17 protein-coding genes are annotated in these 16412 nt (G+C 54.3%); 10 read left to right on the top strand and 7 right to left on the bottom strand.

The window, feature by feature from the left end:
- Positions 1 to 244: 244 nt before the first annotated feature.
- Positions 245 to 571 carry a YnfA family protein gene (locus tag ACLRGG_RS17305; protein ID WP_416251064.1) on the bottom strand — a complete coding sequence of 109 codons (327 nt, stop codon included), beginning with the start codon at positions 569 to 571 and terminating at the stop codon, positions 245 to 247.
- A gap of 132 nt (positions 572 to 703) precedes the next feature.
- Between ACLRGG_RS17305 and ACLRGG_RS17310 the strand changes: the two genes are divergently transcribed.
- Entirely contained in the window at positions 704 to 1063 is a 360-nt protein-coding gene (locus ACLRGG_RS17310) for a DUF1283 family protein (RefSeq protein WP_416250936.1), read from the top strand.
- Between the two features lie 51 nt (positions 1064 to 1114).
- Complete coding sequence (locus ACLRGG_RS17315; protein ID WP_416250937.1) at positions 1115 to 1411, top strand: DUF1161 domain-containing protein; 297 nt, start codon at positions 1115 to 1117, stop codon at positions 1409 to 1411.
- Between the two features lie 31 nt (positions 1412 to 1442).
- Here ACLRGG_RS17315 and ACLRGG_RS17320 read toward each other — a convergent pair whose 3' ends face one another.
- Complete coding sequence (locus tag ACLRGG_RS17320) at positions 1443 to 2906, bottom strand: MDR family MFS transporter (RefSeq protein WP_416250938.1); 1464 nt, start codon at positions 2904 to 2906, stop codon at positions 1443 to 1445.
- A 294-nt stretch (positions 2907 to 3200) separates the two neighbouring features.
- On the opposite strand from ACLRGG_RS17320, the gene ACLRGG_RS17325 reads away from it, so the two are divergent.
- From ACLRGG_RS17325 to osmV, 4 genes are all read left to right on the top strand, one after another.
- Positions 3201 to 3917, top strand: coding sequence for an ABC transporter permease (locus ACLRGG_RS17325; RefSeq protein ID WP_416250939.1), 717 nt, complete (start codon positions 3201 to 3203; stop codon positions 3915 to 3917).
- A 66-nt stretch (positions 3918 to 3983) separates the two neighbouring features.
- On the top strand, positions 3984 to 4865 hold the full coding sequence (locus ACLRGG_RS17330) for a glycine betaine ABC transporter substrate-binding protein (RefSeq protein WP_416251065.1): 882 nt from the start codon (positions 3984 to 3986) through the stop codon (positions 4863 to 4865).
- Between the two features lie 9 nt (positions 4866 to 4874).
- On the top strand, positions 4875 to 5522 hold the full coding sequence (gene osmW, locus ACLRGG_RS17335) for an osmoprotectant ABC transporter permease OsmW (RefSeq protein WP_067702166.1): 648 nt from the start codon (positions 4875 to 4877) through the stop codon (positions 5520 to 5522).
- On the top strand, positions 5522 to 6658 hold the full coding sequence (gene osmV / locus ACLRGG_RS17340) for an osmoprotectant ABC transporter ATP-binding protein OsmV (protein ID WP_416250940.1): 1137 nt from the start codon (positions 5522 to 5524) through the stop codon (positions 6656 to 6658). The genes osmW and osmV overlap by 1 nt, the downstream gene beginning before the upstream one ends.
- 436 nt (positions 6659 to 7094) lie before the next feature.
- Here the strand turns inward: osmV and bioD are convergent, their stop codons facing one another.
- The 3 genes from bioD to ACLRGG_RS17355 all read right to left on the bottom strand — a co-directional run bounded on the left by bioD (position 7095) and on the right by ACLRGG_RS17355 (position 10167).
- Entirely contained in the window at positions 7095 to 7760 is a 666-nt protein-coding gene (gene bioD, locus ACLRGG_RS17345) for a dethiobiotin synthase (RefSeq protein WP_416250941.1), read from the bottom strand.
- Positions 7761 to 7922: 162 nt separating this feature from the next.
- On the bottom strand, positions 7923 to 9140 hold the full coding sequence (gene mlc / locus ACLRGG_RS17350; protein WP_416250942.1) for a sugar metabolism global transcriptional regulator Mlc: 1218 nt from the start codon (positions 9138 to 9140) through the stop codon (positions 7923 to 7925).
- Between the two features lie 133 nt (positions 9141 to 9273).
- On the bottom strand, positions 9274 to 10167 hold the full coding sequence (locus ACLRGG_RS17355) for a LysR family transcriptional regulator (protein WP_416250943.1): 894 nt from the start codon (positions 10165 to 10167) through the stop codon (positions 9274 to 9276).
- Between the two features lie 237 nt (positions 10168 to 10404).
- Here ACLRGG_RS17355 and ACLRGG_RS17360 point away from each other — a divergent pair, with 237 nt between their 5' ends.
- Complete coding sequence (locus ACLRGG_RS17360) at positions 10405 to 11631, top strand: MFS transporter (RefSeq protein WP_416251066.1); 1227 nt, start codon at positions 10405 to 10407, stop codon at positions 11629 to 11631.
- A 45-nt stretch (positions 11632 to 11676) separates the two neighbouring features.
- On the opposite strand, the gene msrA is transcribed toward ACLRGG_RS17360, so the two are convergent.
- Positions 11677 to 12210 (bottom strand): peptide-methionine (S)-S-oxide reductase MsrA, encoded by a 534-nt coding sequence (gene msrA, locus ACLRGG_RS17365; protein ID WP_416250944.1) that lies wholly within the window; start codon positions 12208 to 12210, stop codon positions 11677 to 11679.
- A 13-nt stretch (positions 12211 to 12223) separates the two neighbouring features.
- On the bottom strand, positions 12224 to 12883 hold the full coding sequence (locus ACLRGG_RS17370) for a TetR/AcrR family transcriptional regulator (protein ID WP_416250945.1): 660 nt from the start codon (positions 12881 to 12883) through the stop codon (positions 12224 to 12226).
- Positions 12884 to 13186: 303 nt separating this feature from the next.
- On the opposite strand from ACLRGG_RS17370, the gene bhsA reads away from it, so the two are divergent.
- The 3 genes from bhsA to ACLRGG_RS17385 all read left to right on the top strand — a co-directional run bounded on the left by bhsA (position 13187) and on the right by ACLRGG_RS17385 (position 16224).
- Positions 13187 to 13441: a multiple stress resistance protein BhsA gene (gene bhsA / locus ACLRGG_RS17375; protein WP_416250946.1), complete on the top strand. Its 255-nt coding sequence runs from the start codon at positions 13187 to 13189 to the stop codon at positions 13439 to 13441.
- A 61-nt stretch (positions 13442 to 13502) separates the two neighbouring features.
- Entirely contained in the window at positions 13503 to 13676 is a 174-nt protein-coding gene (locus ACLRGG_RS17380; RefSeq protein ID WP_416250947.1) for a hypothetical protein, read from the top strand.
- A 508-nt stretch (positions 13677 to 14184) separates the two neighbouring features.
- On the top strand, positions 14185 to 16224 hold the full coding sequence (locus ACLRGG_RS17385) for a choline transporter (RefSeq protein ID WP_416250948.1): 2040 nt from the start codon (positions 14185 to 14187) through the stop codon (positions 16222 to 16224).
- The last annotated feature ends 188 nt before the right edge of the window (positions 16225 to 16412 follow it).

Here is a 16412-nt window from a genome sequence, read left to right on the forward strand (position 1 = left end):
AGATGTGTATAAGAGACAGAACCTGATCCGATCATGACAGCATTATCTGTCGAAAGTGTTGTAAGCCGGGGCCGGACATGAAGAGGTTTTTAGCAGCGACTACGTAGCCCGAGGCCAGGCGGGGACCGTTGGCTGAGCGGACCGTCGAGCGCAGGGATGCGCGAGCCGAGCCCACACGGACGTGCCTGCGGCGTGTCCGCGTGACAAGGGTCCCCGCAGGGCTTTCCACCCCGTCACCGCAACACTAAGCCCTTCCCCATCCCGCGACGATAATCATCATGCCGCAAAACGCCACGGTCGCGCCCAGCCAGTCATAGAGACTTAATTTCACACCGTCGACAAAACGGAGCCACAGCAGTGCTGTCACGACGTAAACGCCGCCGTAGGCGGCATAAACCCGCCCGCTGGCGGCGGGGTGCAGCGTTAGCAGCCAGACGAACAGCGCAAGACTCAGCGCGGCAGGCAGTAGCAGCCAGGCAGAACCGCCTTTACGCAGCCACAGCCACGGCAGAAAACAGCCGGTAATCTCTGCCAGCGCAGTAATGAAAAACAAAATCGTAGTCTTAAACAGCATGCTGAATCTCTCTGAACACTAAATGACAGGCGTACCCGCTGGTGAGCGCTTGTATGCGGATGATATACTCTGTAAAGCGTTACTCACCGCCCCTCTTCCGGCTACGTGTTTTACTAAAAGGAATCTGAGATGAAAACGAAAATCATACGCTGGCATATACAACTGGGCAAATTGGCTCTGCCCCTGGTGCTATCAGGTAGTCTGTTCAGCGTTCAGCACGCCGCGCAGGCAGACACTAACCGCCTGATCATTCAGGATGGCAATAACGCACTTAGCAATGAGCAGGCACGCCAGGAGAAGGAGCAGTGGGACAACACGCGTCGGTTGCGTAATAAAGTTGATACGCGCGTCGAAAAAGAGTTCGATAAAACTGACCGCGCCTTTGATACCCGCGACGCCTGTAATGAAAGCCTTAACGTAAATGCCTACTGGGAAAACAGTACGCTGCGCTGCCTTGACCGCCGTACAGGTCGTCCGGTTACGCCCTGAACGGCAACAGCTGCTATAGTCATTACTGTTTCATAACATAAGGATGAGAAGATGAAAGGTTTTAGGTGGATATTAACCGCTCTGGTGGTTGCTGCCCCACTGGCAGCCCAGGCATCATGTGAAACGGTAAAAGCAGATATTAATCAAAAGATTATCAGTAACGGTGTTCCTGCTTCCGGATTCAGCCTGGAGATCGTGCCTAACGATCAGGCGGACCAGGCGGGTGGTCAGGTGGTAGGCCACTGCGAAAACGACAGCCAAAAAATTGTCTATAAGCGTAATGGCACCGAGAGCGATACCGCTGAACCTGCCAGCACCGGGACGTCGCAGGACGCACCTTCCTCATAAGATAACTGGGCCGCCCTGAGCGGCCCTTTTATTACCGCGCCTCTTGAGGTTTCCGCCCCGGTATTTTTCGGGCGACCAGCAGACTGAAAAAAGCAATCAGCACCGATACGGCAAAAACCCAGTGCAGTGAAGCTGAAATTTCCGCGATCATCTGATTCAGACTCCCCTGACTCAGCCCCTTACGCTGTGAGTAAGACATAATCTGTTGTACCGGATCGCTGTGTGCAGGCAGTCTTACCATCAGGTTGTAATTCAGTACGGCTCCCATCACCGCAGTACCCAGCGCCGACCCCAGCATGCGGCTGAACATTATTGATGCGGTGCAGATACCGCGAATATGAAATTCAGCGCTATTCTGCACCGCAATCAGGAAGGTCGTGCTGCACATTCCCATCCCTGTTCCAATCACAAACGCCGCCGATCCCGCGCAGATAATCGAGCTGCTGCTGTTCAGCGTCAGCAGAAGAGCCGTTCCCCCAATCAGCAGGAGCGATCCCAGTTGTGCGGTAAAGCGGTAGGAGGTGCGGAGCATCAGCCATCCACTCAGCGTACTGGAGAGCGGCCAGCCAATTGACATCATTGCCAGCGCACTGCCCGCCTGAAGCGCAGTTCCTCCGTTAACACCCTGAATCCAGGTAGGAAGGAAGGCGCTGATGCCCATCATCGCCGCACCAATGATCAGGTTTCCCGCATTACCCGCCATGATGGTCGGATTCTGCCAGACCGCCAGCGGAAAAAGCGGTTCCGCCGAGCGTCGCTCGTGACGCACCAGCGCCCAGGCGGCCATTAAGGCGACAATAAAGAGCACGCTGACCCAGTAGCCCAGGTTTTCTGCCTGTAAAAGCCCGGCAAGCAGCGCCGTCACCGTGAGCATCAGCCAGGCGCTGCCGACCAGATTAAGCTTTTGACCCCCTTCGCTGTGCGATTCGGGAAACCAGCGTGCCAGCATCAGCATTGAAACGACGCCTATCGGTACATTTACCCAGAAAATCAGCGCCCAGTTAACGTGCTGAACAATCCACGCGCCGGTCAGCGGGCCGACAATCGCGGCTACGCCCCAAACGCTGGAGAGCCAGCCCTGTATGGAGGCACGCTCTTCAGGTTCATACACATCAGCAATAATTGTTGCGGTTAGCGGCATAATGGCGCCCGCACCCAGCCCCTGAACGGCACGAAAAAGTATCAGCCAGCCCATCTGTGGCGCGAAGCCACAGAGTATCGAGCCGCAGAGAAACAGGCCGGTGCCGATAAAAAATACGCGCTTCCGCCCCCACAGGTCAGCCAGCCTGCCATAAAGAGGGACGCTGACGGCCTGAGTGAGGAGGTAAATCGAGAATACCCAGCTGAACTGCGAGAATCCTCCCAGCTCCGACACGATGGTCGGCATGGCTGTTGCCACAATGGTAACTTCAATAGCCGCCATAAACATTGCAAGCATCGCGGCGATCAGGATCCAGTGGCGGTGTGGCACCGGATGTTTCGCAAATTCTGTCATAGACCCTTCCTTATTTTCTTTTAGTCTGGCCTGAATTGGGTCGCGCATGGTGTTAATTGTGCTTAAGGCACCATGTGACACTGTAACCTTTAGTCGATGAAAATTTTTTATTGACGCTAACACACTAGCCTGTAAGGAATAACGCTGAATATGCTTAAAAACCAACCTTCTGATTTTATGCATAAAATTTGCCATTTGTGCACATGCTGCTATAGGTTTAACGCGCTATGGGCGCTCGGTGGCGGTTTTACCACCGCGGTAACCCACTAATTATAATCAGGGAGAGTGGAATTTATGCAAAACGCAACGCTGGCCCGGCGTGCCTTACTTGCCGTGCTCTTTATTGCCGTAATTGTTGGCCTGCTGGTTTACGGGCTGGGTCTGGATACAATTCGTTCAAGACGGGTCGACCTGATTTATCTTGGCCAACAGCATATGCTGCTGGTTTTCTGGTCGATGCTGTTAGCATTGCTGATCGGCATTCCCAGCGGCATCTTACTCAGCCGCCCTTTTGCCCGTGGCTGGGCAGAATATGTGATGCAGATTTTTAACGTGGGCAATACCCTGCCGCCTCTGGCCGTTCTGGCGCTGGCAATGATTGTGGTGGGGATTGGCGATCGGCCAGCGGTAGTGGCGCTGTTTCTCGCCTCCCTGCTGCCTATAGTACGCAACACTTATTCCGGCCTGACCTCCGTTCCTCCGGCGCTGACCGAAGCGGCAAAGGGCATCGGCATGACTAAATGGCAGCGGCTCTACCAGGTTGAGCTGCCAAACGCGCTACCGGTCATGCTTTCGGGCATCCGCGTGGCGACGGCAATCAACGTCGGCACAGCCCCGCTGGCGTTTTTAATCGGTGCCAGCAGCTACGGCGAGCTGATTTTCCCCGGCATTTACCTTAATGACTTCCCGTCGCTTATCCTCGGCGCGGCCGCAACGGCACTGTTTGCGCTGATCCTCGATATGCTTCTGGCCGGGTTAGGCCGCCTGCTGAGTCCGCACGCCGCGGTTTAAGAATAAAAGGAAAACCAAATGGCTAAGGCCTGTTTGACCCGCTGGGTCCGCAACACCGCGCTGGCAATGAGCGCAACGCTGGCATTGACCGCCTCCGTCTCCTGCTGGGCTGCAAAGCCTATTGTCATGGCGACCAAGAGCTTTACCGAGATGCATATTCTTTCCGCACTCACCACTCTCTACCTGCGTAAAAAAGGGTTTCAGGTCGAACCTAAAACCAATATCGCGACTGCAATCAGTCGTAATGCGATGATCAATAAACAGATTGATATGATGTGGGAATATACCGGCACCTCGCTGATTATCTTCAATCACATTACTCAACCGATGTCGGCGCATGAGGCGTGGGAAACGGTCAGGCGGCTGGATGCGAAACTGGATCTGATCTGGCTTAATCCTTCTCCGATGAATGATACTTACGCCTTCGCCATGGATCGCAAGCGTGCCGATCGCGATCATATTGATACCATGTCACAGCTGGCAGCAAAAATTGAAGATGTCCGTCAGCACGACCCCGATAACAACTGGCTGCTGGGGCTGGATCTTGAGTTTGCCGGCCGCTCAGACGGTCTGAAACCCTTGCAAAAAGCCTATTCGATGCCGCTGGATCGCCCACAAATCCGCCAGATGGACCCGGGCCTGATTTATAACGCTATCCGCGACGGCTTTGTCAATGTAGGCCTGGTGTATACCACCGACGGGCGCGTAAAGGCATTCGATCTTAAGATCCTCAAGGATGACAGGGGCTTCTTCCCAGGCTATGCCATTACCCCGGTCGTTACGCGACAGGCGCTGGCCGCTCATCCGGGTCTGGCCGACGCGCTGAATACCCTGTCGGCGCAAATTACCGACGAGACGATCACTGAAATGAATAAGCGTGTAGATATCGATCACCAGTCTCCCCAACAGGTGGCTAATGATTTCCTGAAATCTAAAGGCCTGATCTAAGGAGCCCGAATGGACACGATTCATTATATTATTGATAACTGGTCATATATTGCCGGACTAACGCTACAGCATTTGTGGCTGGTGGTGCTGGCGGTAGGGTTGGCTATCATCATTGGCGTGCCGCTGGGCGTACTGATTGTGCGCTACAAATGGCTGGCCACGCCGGTGCTGGGCATTGCTACCCTGGTGCTGACCATTCCCTCGATTGCCCTGTTTGGCCTGATGATCCCGCTGTTCTCCATGATTGGTCAGGGCATCGGCGTCGTACCTGCCATCACGGCAGTTTTTCTCTATTCGCTGCTGCCGATTGTTCGCAATACCCATACCGCGCTGGAAAACCTGCCCGGCGGCCTGCGCGAGGCGGGCATCGGCATCGGCATGACCTTCTGGCAGCGTCTGCGTTGGGTGGAAATCCCAATGGCCCTGCCGGTGATTTTCGGCGGCATCCGCACTGCGGTAGTGATGAACGTTGGCGTTATGGCGATTGCTGCGGTGATCGGCGCGGGTGGGCTGGGCCTGCTGCTGCTTAACGGCATCAGCGGCAGCGATCTCCGTATGCTGATTACCGGTGCGCTGATGATCTGCCTGCTGGCCATTATTCTCGACTGGCTGCTGCACCGTCTGCAGCTGGCCCTGACTCCCAGAGGGATACGATAATGATAAAACTGGAAAATTTGACCAAAACCTTTACCCAGAAAGGCACCACCTTTAACGCGGTGGATAATGTCAGCCTCAACGTGCCGGAAGGTGAGATGTGCGTTCTGCTCGGCCCATCCGGCTGTGGCAAAAGCACTACGCTGAAGATGATTAACCGCCTGATTTCCTCCACCAGCGGAAAAATTTTAATTAACGGAGAGGATACCAGCGGTCTGGATACCGTCACGCTGCGCCGCAATATTGGCTACGTTATTCAGCAGATTGGTCTGTTCCCTAATATGACCATCGAAGACAATATTACCGTAGTGCCGCGTATGCTGGGCTGGGATAAGAAGCGCTGCCGTGAACGCGCCTGCGAGCTAATGAGTATGGTCGCACTGGATCCGAAAACCTTCCTGCAGCGTTACCCGCGTGAACTATCAGGCGGGCAGCAGCAGCGTATCGGGGTGATCCGTGCGCTGGCGGCCGATCCACCGGTGTTGCTGATGGATGAGCCTTTCGGTGCCGTCGACCCGATTAACCGTGAGTCTATTCAGAACGAGTTTTTGGATATGCAGCGTCAGCTTCGCAAGACCGTGATGCTGGTCAGCCATGATATCGATGAAGCGCTAAAGCTGGGCGATCGCATTGCGGTGTTTGGTCAGGGCAAAATTGTGCAGTGCGCCAGCCCCGACGAGCTGCTGGCAAAGCCAGCGAATGAATTTGTCGGCTCCTTTGTCGGTCAGGACCGCACTCTCAAACGGCTGCTGCTGGTGCAGGCGGGAGACGTTACCGATCAGCAGCCAACGATCACGGCGAAGAAAACCACGCCGCTGGCAGAGGCCTTTGGCATGATGGATGATAACGATCTGCGTTCAATTACCGTTGTTGATGATGACGGCAAGCCGCTGGGCTTTGTTAAGCGTCGAGAAGCACGCGGTGCTACCGGCGAGTGCATTGAAAAGCTGAATAAATTCACCGTTACCGGCCGCGCCGAGGAGAATCTGCGCGTGGTGCTTTCCAAGCTTTATGAGCATAACCTGGTATGGATGCCGATCGTTGATGAAGAGGGACGCTATAGCGGTGAGATTTCCCAGGACTACATCGCCGACTATCTCAGTTCCGGTCGCACACGCCGCGCGTTGAACCAGGCGTAACCGCGCCGGGTGCTGCCCCGGCGTACGTTCTGTGGTGCCAGCAGGGATGCTGGCCCAGGGAAGAATCACCTACCCCAGCGGTCCCCACCTGTCCTCAGGCTACGTTGTCGCTGCTAAAAACCTTTCACGTCCAGTCCCGGACTACATAATAGCTGTCGACAGATAACATCACCCCTGTCGGGAGTGGTTTTGACCTTCAGGCCCATATCAAAGGCATGCCACTGAATCAGATTCTGACCCCGGTCTGCGCCAGAATATTAACAGGCCACGCCACAGCCAGAAGGCGGTGTTGCGGAGCAGATTAGCCGGGTCTCTGCCGCAGGGATGCGGCAGTGAAGCCTCCAGGGAAGGATTTACGGCGCTCCGGCGTTCTGATCCGCAACATAGCCCCGTCACCGGAGCCGGTTTTGACCTTCCTGCAAACATCATAGCCGTGTCACCGCAGCAGGCTTAAATCAATATATTTCGCCAAATCTCTTCCCTCCGCACGGGGGAGATAAGGAAGCTCCCCAAGTAGCGGCGCTGGGATTTTCTCCTCCAGCACCGCAATAATCTCCGCATAATGCGCCAGGCCCGGGTTAATGCGGTTTGCCACCCAACCCAGCAGCGGCAGTCCGTCGTTAGCGATCGCCTGCGCCGTCAGCAGTGCGTGACTGATGCAGCCCAGCTTGATCCCCACCACCATAATGACCGGCAGCTTCTCCGTTACCGCCCAGGCAGAAAGCGGTCGCAGATCGTTCATCAGGCTTAGCCAGCCGCCGGTGCCCTCTACCACAACGTGATCCACCTGCCCGGCCAGCAGCGACAGCCCCTGACTCAGCCCGGGATAATCAATTGATGCGTCGCGGCTGGTACTGATTTCGTCATCCAGCAGCGTAATAGGGTTAATGTACGCATACGGCAGCTGCACGGATGAGGAGGCCTGGAGGATCAGCGCATCCTTATTACGTATGCCCTCTGCCGTTTGCTGGCTTCCCTTCGCCACGGGCTTGTATCCAACGGCACGTTTATCTCCTTCTGCCAGTTTTTGCAGGAGAGCACGGCTGACCACTGTTTTACCGACTTCTGTATCCGTACCTGTAACAAACAAACGCTTCAACATGTTCAGCTCCGCTGGGCCTCATCGACCAAATGACAAATAATTATTAACATTTCGTGCGGGCATAGTAAGGCAGGGACAATCAGAAAGGCTTGCGCTAGCGCAATATTTTGTCATTACGCATTATCGACAGGCTGGATGCCGTCTTCTGCAGGAAGCGAAACATTAGCCCTGCAACAGCTTTACCAGAAGCGTACCGTTATAGAGAGCATCCTTGACCAGCGCTGCGCCGGGCATCGTACCCGTATTATGAAAATGCGTGGGTTCCACGCTAATGCTGTGGCTGTAATCGGGCAAAGACTGTCGTCGGATGCAGTCTGCGATTGCCGGATGGAGAATATCCATGGCGCGATTAAGCGGTGAGCCAATCAGGATTTTTTGCGGATGGAACAGATTAACCATGATGGCCACAATGCGCCCGACGCTGTGACCTACATCAATAATCACGTCCCGGGCAAGCGCATCGCCCGTCAGTGCCGCATCGCAGAGGGAATCGAGGGTCAGCGGCCGCTGATGCAACACGGAGTGCGGAGTGGTGCGCATACGCTGGGCCGCCAGTTCCAGCATAGCCGTGGTGCTGGCCACCGTTTCCAGACAGCCATGGTTGCCGCAATAGCACAGTTGTCCATAGGGGTCGACCTGCGTATGCCCTATCTCTATCAGCGTGCCGCTGCCGCCGTGCAGCATCTGCCCACCGGTGATCACCCCCGCCCCGACGTTATGATCGATAACCACCTGGATCACGTCATTTGTATGGCGAGACGCACCAAACAGCGCCTCCGCCAGCGTCCAGGCGCAGATATCGTGATGAATATAAACCGGCAGGCCGGTACGTTGCTCTAAGGCCGGTCCCAGCGGCATGTCGTTGATCGAATAAAAAGGCATGCGATGCACAATGCCCCGCTTCACATCCAGAATTCCCGGCAGGGTGATTGCGATGGCGGTCAGTCTTTCGAGCCGGTGCTGATGGCGGATAAAAAAGGCATCTGTTTCGGCAATAATTCGACTAAGCAGCGGTTCATCGGCCTCGGCGGGCAGTGGGCGCTGCTCTTCGACCACCAGCCTGCTGCTAAGATCGCGCAGGGCCAGCGTCATCTCCCCCTTGCCAATCCGAACGGCGAGATGATGCCAGGCAACAGTATCGAGGATCAGGCCAATGGCTGGTCGCCCCCGACTTCCTGCCTCTTCAAACTCGGTTTCCTGTACCAGATGGGCTTCGAGCATTTCGCGTACGATTTTCGTGATACTGGCAGGCGCAAGGCGTGCCTCGCGGGAAAGGTCAATACGTGAAATAGGGCCATAAAGGTCAATAAGGCGGTACACCGCCCCGGCGTTAATCTGTTTAATCCGATCAATATGACCAGGCTGACCCTCCAATATCATGCTCCCGCTCACACTTATTTTCGCGCCTCAAAATAAACCTGAGGCCATGGTGAAACACTTAAATGTTGTCGTCAAATATTTGGCTGGAATTGTGACTGGCTGCACATAAAGGGCGTGACTGGCAGCCCAAATATCAGTTTTTATGCTGCAAAAGCAGCGCTTTCATCTGCTTAATCGGCGCGCTCAGCTCGCATTTTGCCGACCATACCAGCCACATTTCGGTCCAGGCATCCTGTTCACTCAGGGGGATCCAACAGATATCCTCCAGCTGTACGCGTCGAAAAGAGGCAGGGAGAAGCGACACACCCAAACCGGTCGCCACCAGGCCGAGAATAGTCATGGCTTCTCCTACTTCCTGGGCAATGTCAGGCACGATGCCATACTGCGCCAGCAGCTGCAGAATTTCGGAATACAACGCGGTGCCGACCTGAGGGTCGAAGAAAACAAAGGGTTCCTTTGCCAGCTGGGTTATAGAAATACGCGGTTGGTTCGCCAGGCGGTGGGCGCGATGCACTACCGCACACAGGGGTTCGCGCAGCATAAGCTGATGCTGCAGCCTGTCTGGCAGCGGCGTGTTACGCATCACGCCCAGGTCAAGACGTCCTTTCAGCAGCGGTTCGAGCTGCTGACGTGTATTGATCTCCTGCATCTGAATATGCACCTGCGGGAAGCGCTGACGAAAGGCGAATAGCGCCTCGGACACTGCGGTAACAAAAGGCGCTGAAGAGGTAAAACCAATCCGCAGTACCCCTTCATGCCCACTGTGCAGCCGCTGGGCTTTATCAGCCGCCTGAGCAACACTCTCCATAATCTGGCGGGCATCTGTCAGAAACTGAGCGCCCGCCGCCGTCAGCTGGACGCTGCGGTTAGTGCGCGCAAACAGACGTGCGCCCATTTGCTGTTCCAGAATCTGGATCTGCTGGCTCAGGGGCGGTTGAGAGATATTTAGCCGCTGCGCGGCACGACCAAAATGCAGCTCTTCAGCGACGGCAATAAAATAGCGCAGATGACGCAGCTCAATATTCATATTTTTTAAGTATCTTTCAAGATTATTAATATATTAGACATCATATTAATAGCTCAATAAAGTGAAAGCCGTGAACCTTCATACAAAAATCAGGGAATAGCAGTGAATCACTTATCTCACACCGCCGATCCGGGCAACAGCGATTGCCCTGCTGCGGTTAATACCCGGTCCGATAACGACGCATCCGTGGCCCCCGAGGCGGCTGGCAAAACCGCTTACCTCCTTCACGGCGAAAAAATAAATGCGGGTGTGGAGGCTGCACCGGCTGCGAGCCGCGGCGTTAATCTTTATATCAAACGCGGCACACCACAGTTTATGCGCGTTACGCTGGCGCTTTTTACCGCCGGCCTGGCCACGTTCGCTCTGCTCTACTGCGTACAGCCGATACTGCCGGTGCTTTCGCAGGAGTTTGCCATTTCTCCCGCCGCCAGCAGTATTTCGCTCTCCATTTCCACCGGCATGCTGGCACTTGGATTGCTGGTTACCGGCCCTCTCTCTGATGCCATTGGTCGTAAGTCCGTGATGGTCACCGCCCTGATGCTGGCGGCGATCTTCACCCTGATTTCGGCTACTATGAGCAGCTGGCACGGCATTCTGATTATGCGGGCGCTGACCGGCCTGGCGCTAAGCGGTGTCGCCGCAGTGGGAATGACCTACCTGAGTGAAGAGATCCACCCCAGCGTCGTCGCGTTTTCAATGGGTCTGTACATAAGCGGTAACTCGATTGGCGGAATGAGTGGGCGCCTGCTGAGTGGGGTGATCACCGATTTCAGCTCATGGCGGGTCGCACTGACGGTAATTGGCTGTTTCGCGCTCGGATCGGCGCTGATGTTCTGGAAAATTTTACCGCCTTCGCGCCATTTTCGTCCCATCTCCCTCAGGCCGCGCAGTTTGTTTATTAACTTTCGCCTGCACTGGCGCGACAGCGGCTTACCGCTGCTTTTCGCTGAGGGGTTCCTGCTGATGGGGGCGTTTGTCACGCTGTTTAACTATATTGGCTACCGTCTGCTGGCACCGCCCTATTCTCTCAGTCAGGCCATTGTCGGTCTGCTGTCGGTGGTCTATCTGACCGGCACCTGGAGCTCGCCCAGGGCGGGCGCGATGACGGCCAAATACGGTCGCGGCAGCGTACTGCTTTTTTCAACCTCAATGATGTTATCAGGTGCGGCGATCACCCTGTTCAGCAACCTATGGCTGATTTGCCTTGGTATGATGATATTTGCCGCAGGCTTTTTTGCTGCCCATTCGGTGGCCAGCGGCTGGATTGGCCCCCGGGCAAGGCGGGCTAAAGGCCAGGCATCTTCGCTTTATCTTTTTAGCTACTATCTGGGTTCGAGTCTGGCAGGTACGCTGGGAGGGGTTTTCTGGCATCACTTCGGCTGGAATGGCATTGCAGCGTTTATCATTCTGCTACTGGCCGTGGCGCTTGCCGTGGGAATGCGCTTAAGAAGCAAGGCTATTTAGAGGTAAAAGCGGGCAGCAGGGAGTTGCCTGCTGCCCTGATGCTGATCATGACAGGGTGCGGTCAGCGAAGCGCTTTTTCAGCTTCTGTAGTTTAGGTGGGATAACCGCCATGCAGTAGCGATTCTCCTGACCTTCGCCTGCCCAGTAGTTTTGGTGATAATCCTCAGCCGGATACCACTCCGTCGCCGCTTCAATTGTGGTGACAATCGGGTCACTGTGGTCCAGCTGCGCCCTCGCAATCGCGGCTTTCGCGTCGACAGCCTGGGCTTCATTCAATGGGAAAATAGCCGAACGATACTGCGTGCCGATATCGTTACCCTGACGATTAAGCTGGGTTGGATCGTGCGTGGCAAAGCTGATATCCAGCAAATCACCATAGCTGATTTTTTCCGGGTCAAAGCCAAGGCGGATCGCCTCGGCATGACCGGTATCACCGTTGCACACCCTTTGATAGGTCGGATTCGCCACGTGCCCGCCGATATAGCCGCTTTCGACTGAGACAACGCCGTTGATCTGTTTAAAAACGGCCTCGGTGCACCAGAAGCAACCTCCGGCGATGATTGCGTATTCAGTTGTCATCAGAACTCCTTATTTAGTTTTCGACAATGGCTTTTTCGCAGCCTGTTCGGCTCAGTACAGGCCATTGCAGCATAAGCGTAGCAATAATACTATCCAGCTGGTGACGTGTTGCCCCTTCCCGCGCCTGAACCGACATGCCCTGGAGTATGCAAGCCAAAAAGCTGGTCAGTGCAACAATGTCCGTCTGCGCGTCCAGTTCACCGCTGGCCTGGCGGGCGAGCAGAAAGGCTTTCAGCTGGTTTTCCAGATTTTTATGCCGCGATCGCAGCATATCCGCTACGGCCGTGGAGTCAGCGGAAAGCGCCGTCGAGGTGCAAATAAAAAAACAGCCCGCCGGATTTTTACCGTCGGTAAAGCAGGCGGCCGTGGAGCGGAAGTAGCGCTCTATTCCCTGTGCGACGCTGCTTTCCTTGCAGGACAGCGCGTCCTGACGCTGTACGCCGTAGATTTCAATATAGCGGTCGACCACCGCGCGGAACAATCCCTCTTTATTGGTGAATTCCGCATAGAGCGTAGGCGCCTTTGCGCCTGTTGCTTCCACCAGGTCAGACAAAGAGGTGGCTTCATACCCGTGACGCCAGAACAGATCCAGCGCTTTATCCAGTGCTGCCTGGCGATCGAAGGTTTTCGGTCTTCCCCGACTTTTAGGTGCGCTGGTTTCCCGTTCAGTCATAGCCCCTCTCTCAGCATTTGCGACAGCACAAAATAAATTACCGATCATTATAAAAACATTCTCCTTCGCTGTCGAGTGCTGCGTTCTGAAGCAGACTGGATCTCTCTCTGGCTGTAATCTGCACGCGATTAATAAAAATAATATGACTTTAACAATTGATCAATCAAACGCTTACCCAATTTATTAACGAGCGATAATAAAATAGCATTGACGAAAGCGTCCACCCGGCTTAGCATTTAGTTATTGATCGTTAACTAATGACGTTCAACATCCTTCACCTTTTAACGTACATGAGAACAGACCATGAAAAATCGCACACTGACCCTGGCCGCCCTGCTACTGGCATCGATTTCTTTCGGCAGCTTTGCCGCTAACATCGTGGACTCACAGCCTGGCGCGCAGCAGGCCATTGGCGTTGTATCCGCCTCGGGCAGTAACCTTTCTACGCTGGAGTCACGGCTGTCGGATAAAGCAGACGCCGCGGGTGCATCGGCATTTCGCATCACCTCAACTACCGGCAACAACCGTATGCACGCCACAGCCGTTATTTATCAGTAATCGTTGTGCGGTAGCCTGCGTCAATAACGCAAAATTTTGAGGCTTGATGATGAAAAAGATTATGACAGCAGTAGCCTTCGTGCTGGGCTTCGCCTCCTTTAGCGGCGTAGCGGCTCAGTTAGCGGAAAGTCCCCCCCTCGTTCAGCAGGATGCGGGGGTTGTCTCCACCGGTAGCACCAGCCTTACGCCGCTGGGGGTACAGCTCTCGGAGAAGTCGGTACTGGCGGGCGCCTGATTTTTTCGCATCATTTTGATCTCTGGCCTCAGCAGCCCGTATGGCACCGCCAGTTATAAATTACCGTCCTATTCCTGCCCGCCGCCATACGGAAACGTCTTGGCGGCATTATTTTGCCGATGCCCGTCGCACACGAATAAAATAGCCCCTTCGCCCGGATAATAATTACCCTTCTCCCTTTAAATTTCACTGGCCTTCTATTTGTCTTCTATACTGTTGTGTTCGCAAATAAAACCCCACCGCTCATGTTGGTATTTAGCGACAAATCTTAGTGAAATTATTTTTAATTGAATGCTCAATCAATAAAAACTATGATAGTGGATTATTTACGTGACTTTGCGTGCCGGGGGACAGCAGAAATATGAATTAACTCACTCATTATCATCAAGAAAATTACACCTGATACCTTCCCCAGTGTAATTAGCGGATATACGGCCTTTTTCCCAGTATGCGCTAAGGGACGCTTTGAGAAGATCGGGATCCTCCTTGTGCAATTTTCGGAGACGATATGCCGACGACAGAATTACCTAAAAAACCACAGCAGGACCGCATTAATCCGGTGGTTTTTTATACTTCCGCAGTCCTGATCCTGCTTTTTTCAGTGACCACCATTCTTTTTACCGATTTTGCCGACCGCTGGATTAATAAAACTCTGGCATGGGTTTCTGCCACTTTTGGCTGGTATTACCTGCTGGCCGCTACGGTATATATCGTATTTGTGGTGGTGATTGCCGCCTCGCGATTCGGTTCCATCAAACTGGGTCCGGAACAGTCAAAGCCAGAATTTAGCCTGATGAGCTGGGCCGCCATGCTGTTCGCCGCAGGCATCGGCATTGACCTGATGTTTTTCTCCGTCGCCGAACCCGTCACGCAATATATGATGCCGCCGGAAGGTCAGGGGCAGACTATGGAAGCGGCGCGACAGGCGATGGTCTGGACGCTGTTTCACTACGGCCTGACCGGCTGGGCGATGTACGCTCTGATGGGTATTGCGCTGGGCTACTTTAGCTACCGTTATGGGCTGCCGCTGACCATTCGATCTGCGCTTTACCCTATCTTTGGTAAACGCATTAACGGGCCGATCGGTCACTCAGTTGATATTGCCGCCGTGGTGGGCACCATATTTGGTATCGCCACGACGCTGGGTATTGGCGTGGTCCAGCTTAACTATGGACTGAAAGTGCTGTTTGACATCCCTGAAGGCTTAACGGCACAGGCCGGACTGATTGCGCTATCGGTGATTATGGCGACCATCTCGGTAACCTCCGGCGTGAACAAGGGTATACGTATCCTGTCTGAGATAAACGTACTGCTGGCGCTGGGGCTGATTCTGTTTGTGCTGTTCATGGGTGATACCAGCTTCCTGCTGAATGCACTGGTGCTGAACGTGGGCGACTACATTAGCCGCTTTATGAGCATGACGCTGAATAGCTTCGCCTTCGACCGTCCAACCGAATGGATGAACAACTGGACGCTGTTCTTCTGGGCCTGGTGGGTTGCCTGGTCGCCGTTTGTCGGTCTTTTCCTCGCCCGTATTTCACGCGGAAGAACCATTCGTCAGTTTGTGGTAGGTACGCTTACCATCCCGTTTATCTTCACTCTGCTGTGGCTGTCAGTCTTTGGTAACAGCGCGCTGAATGAAATAATTCACGGTAACCTGGCCCTGGCCCAGGAAACGCTGGCGCATCCTGAACGCGGTTTTTACAGCCTGCTGGCTCAGTATCCGGCCTTTACCTTTAGTGCATCGGTCGCCACCATCACCGGCCTGCTGTTCTATGTTACCTCGGCGGATTCAGGTTCGCTGGTACTGGGGAACTTTACGTCGCAGCTGAGCGATATCAATAATGATGCCCCCAACTGGATACGTATCTTCTGGTCAGTCGCAATTGGGCTGCTGACGCTGAGCATGCTGATGGTCAATGGCGTGAGCGCCCTGCAGAAGACCACGGTGATTATGGGTCTGCCCTTTAGCTTTGTGATCTTCTTTGTGATGGCCGGGTTGTATAAGTCTCTGAAGGTTGAGGATCATCGTCGGGCCAGCAGCGCGGTCAGTACGCCCCCGGTACCGGTGTCACGCGAAGATCGCCTTAACTGGAAGCAGCGTATTTCACGCGTGATGAACTATCCGGGCAGTACGCATACCAAAAAGATGCTGGATACCGTCTGTCGGCCAGCTATGGAAGAGGTGGCGGTTGAGCTGGAGCGCCGCGGTGCCCAGGTACAGGTGAGTGAGTTACCGCCTCTGGAAGACGAGCGTCTGAACCATCTTGAGATGCTGGTCAATCTCGGTGAGGAGCAGAGCTTCCTGTACCAGATCTGGCCGCAACGTTATTCAGTACCGGCCTTTACCTACCGCGCCCGCAGCGGTAAGTCAGACTATTTCCGGCTTGAGACCTTCCTGCTGGAAGGAACGCAGGGTAACGATCTGATGGACTACACCAAAGAGCAGGTGATTAATGACATTCTCGATCAGTACGAGCGTCATCTGACCTTCCTGCATATTCACCGTGAAGCACCCGGTAATACGATGCCCTTCCCCGAGGCATAACTGTCAGTAATCAATCACCAGGGTCAGACTTCAGGTCTGGCCCTTTTTTTATGTAATGCCTGAAAGGTCTTTACCGCCACAGGCGAGCTTAAGTGGGCACTTTATTACAGCGACAGATTGTCTCCTTCTTCAAAAAGTATGTTGTAACTAATGGTGACAGTTAAAAGTAATGACTTATTTTTACGGCG

The organism is Erwinia sp. PPS120, from assembly GCF_047918655.1.
Taxonomy (GTDB): domain Bacteria; phylum Pseudomonadota; class Gammaproteobacteria; order Enterobacterales; family Enterobacteriaceae; genus Erwinia; species Erwinia tasmaniensis_A.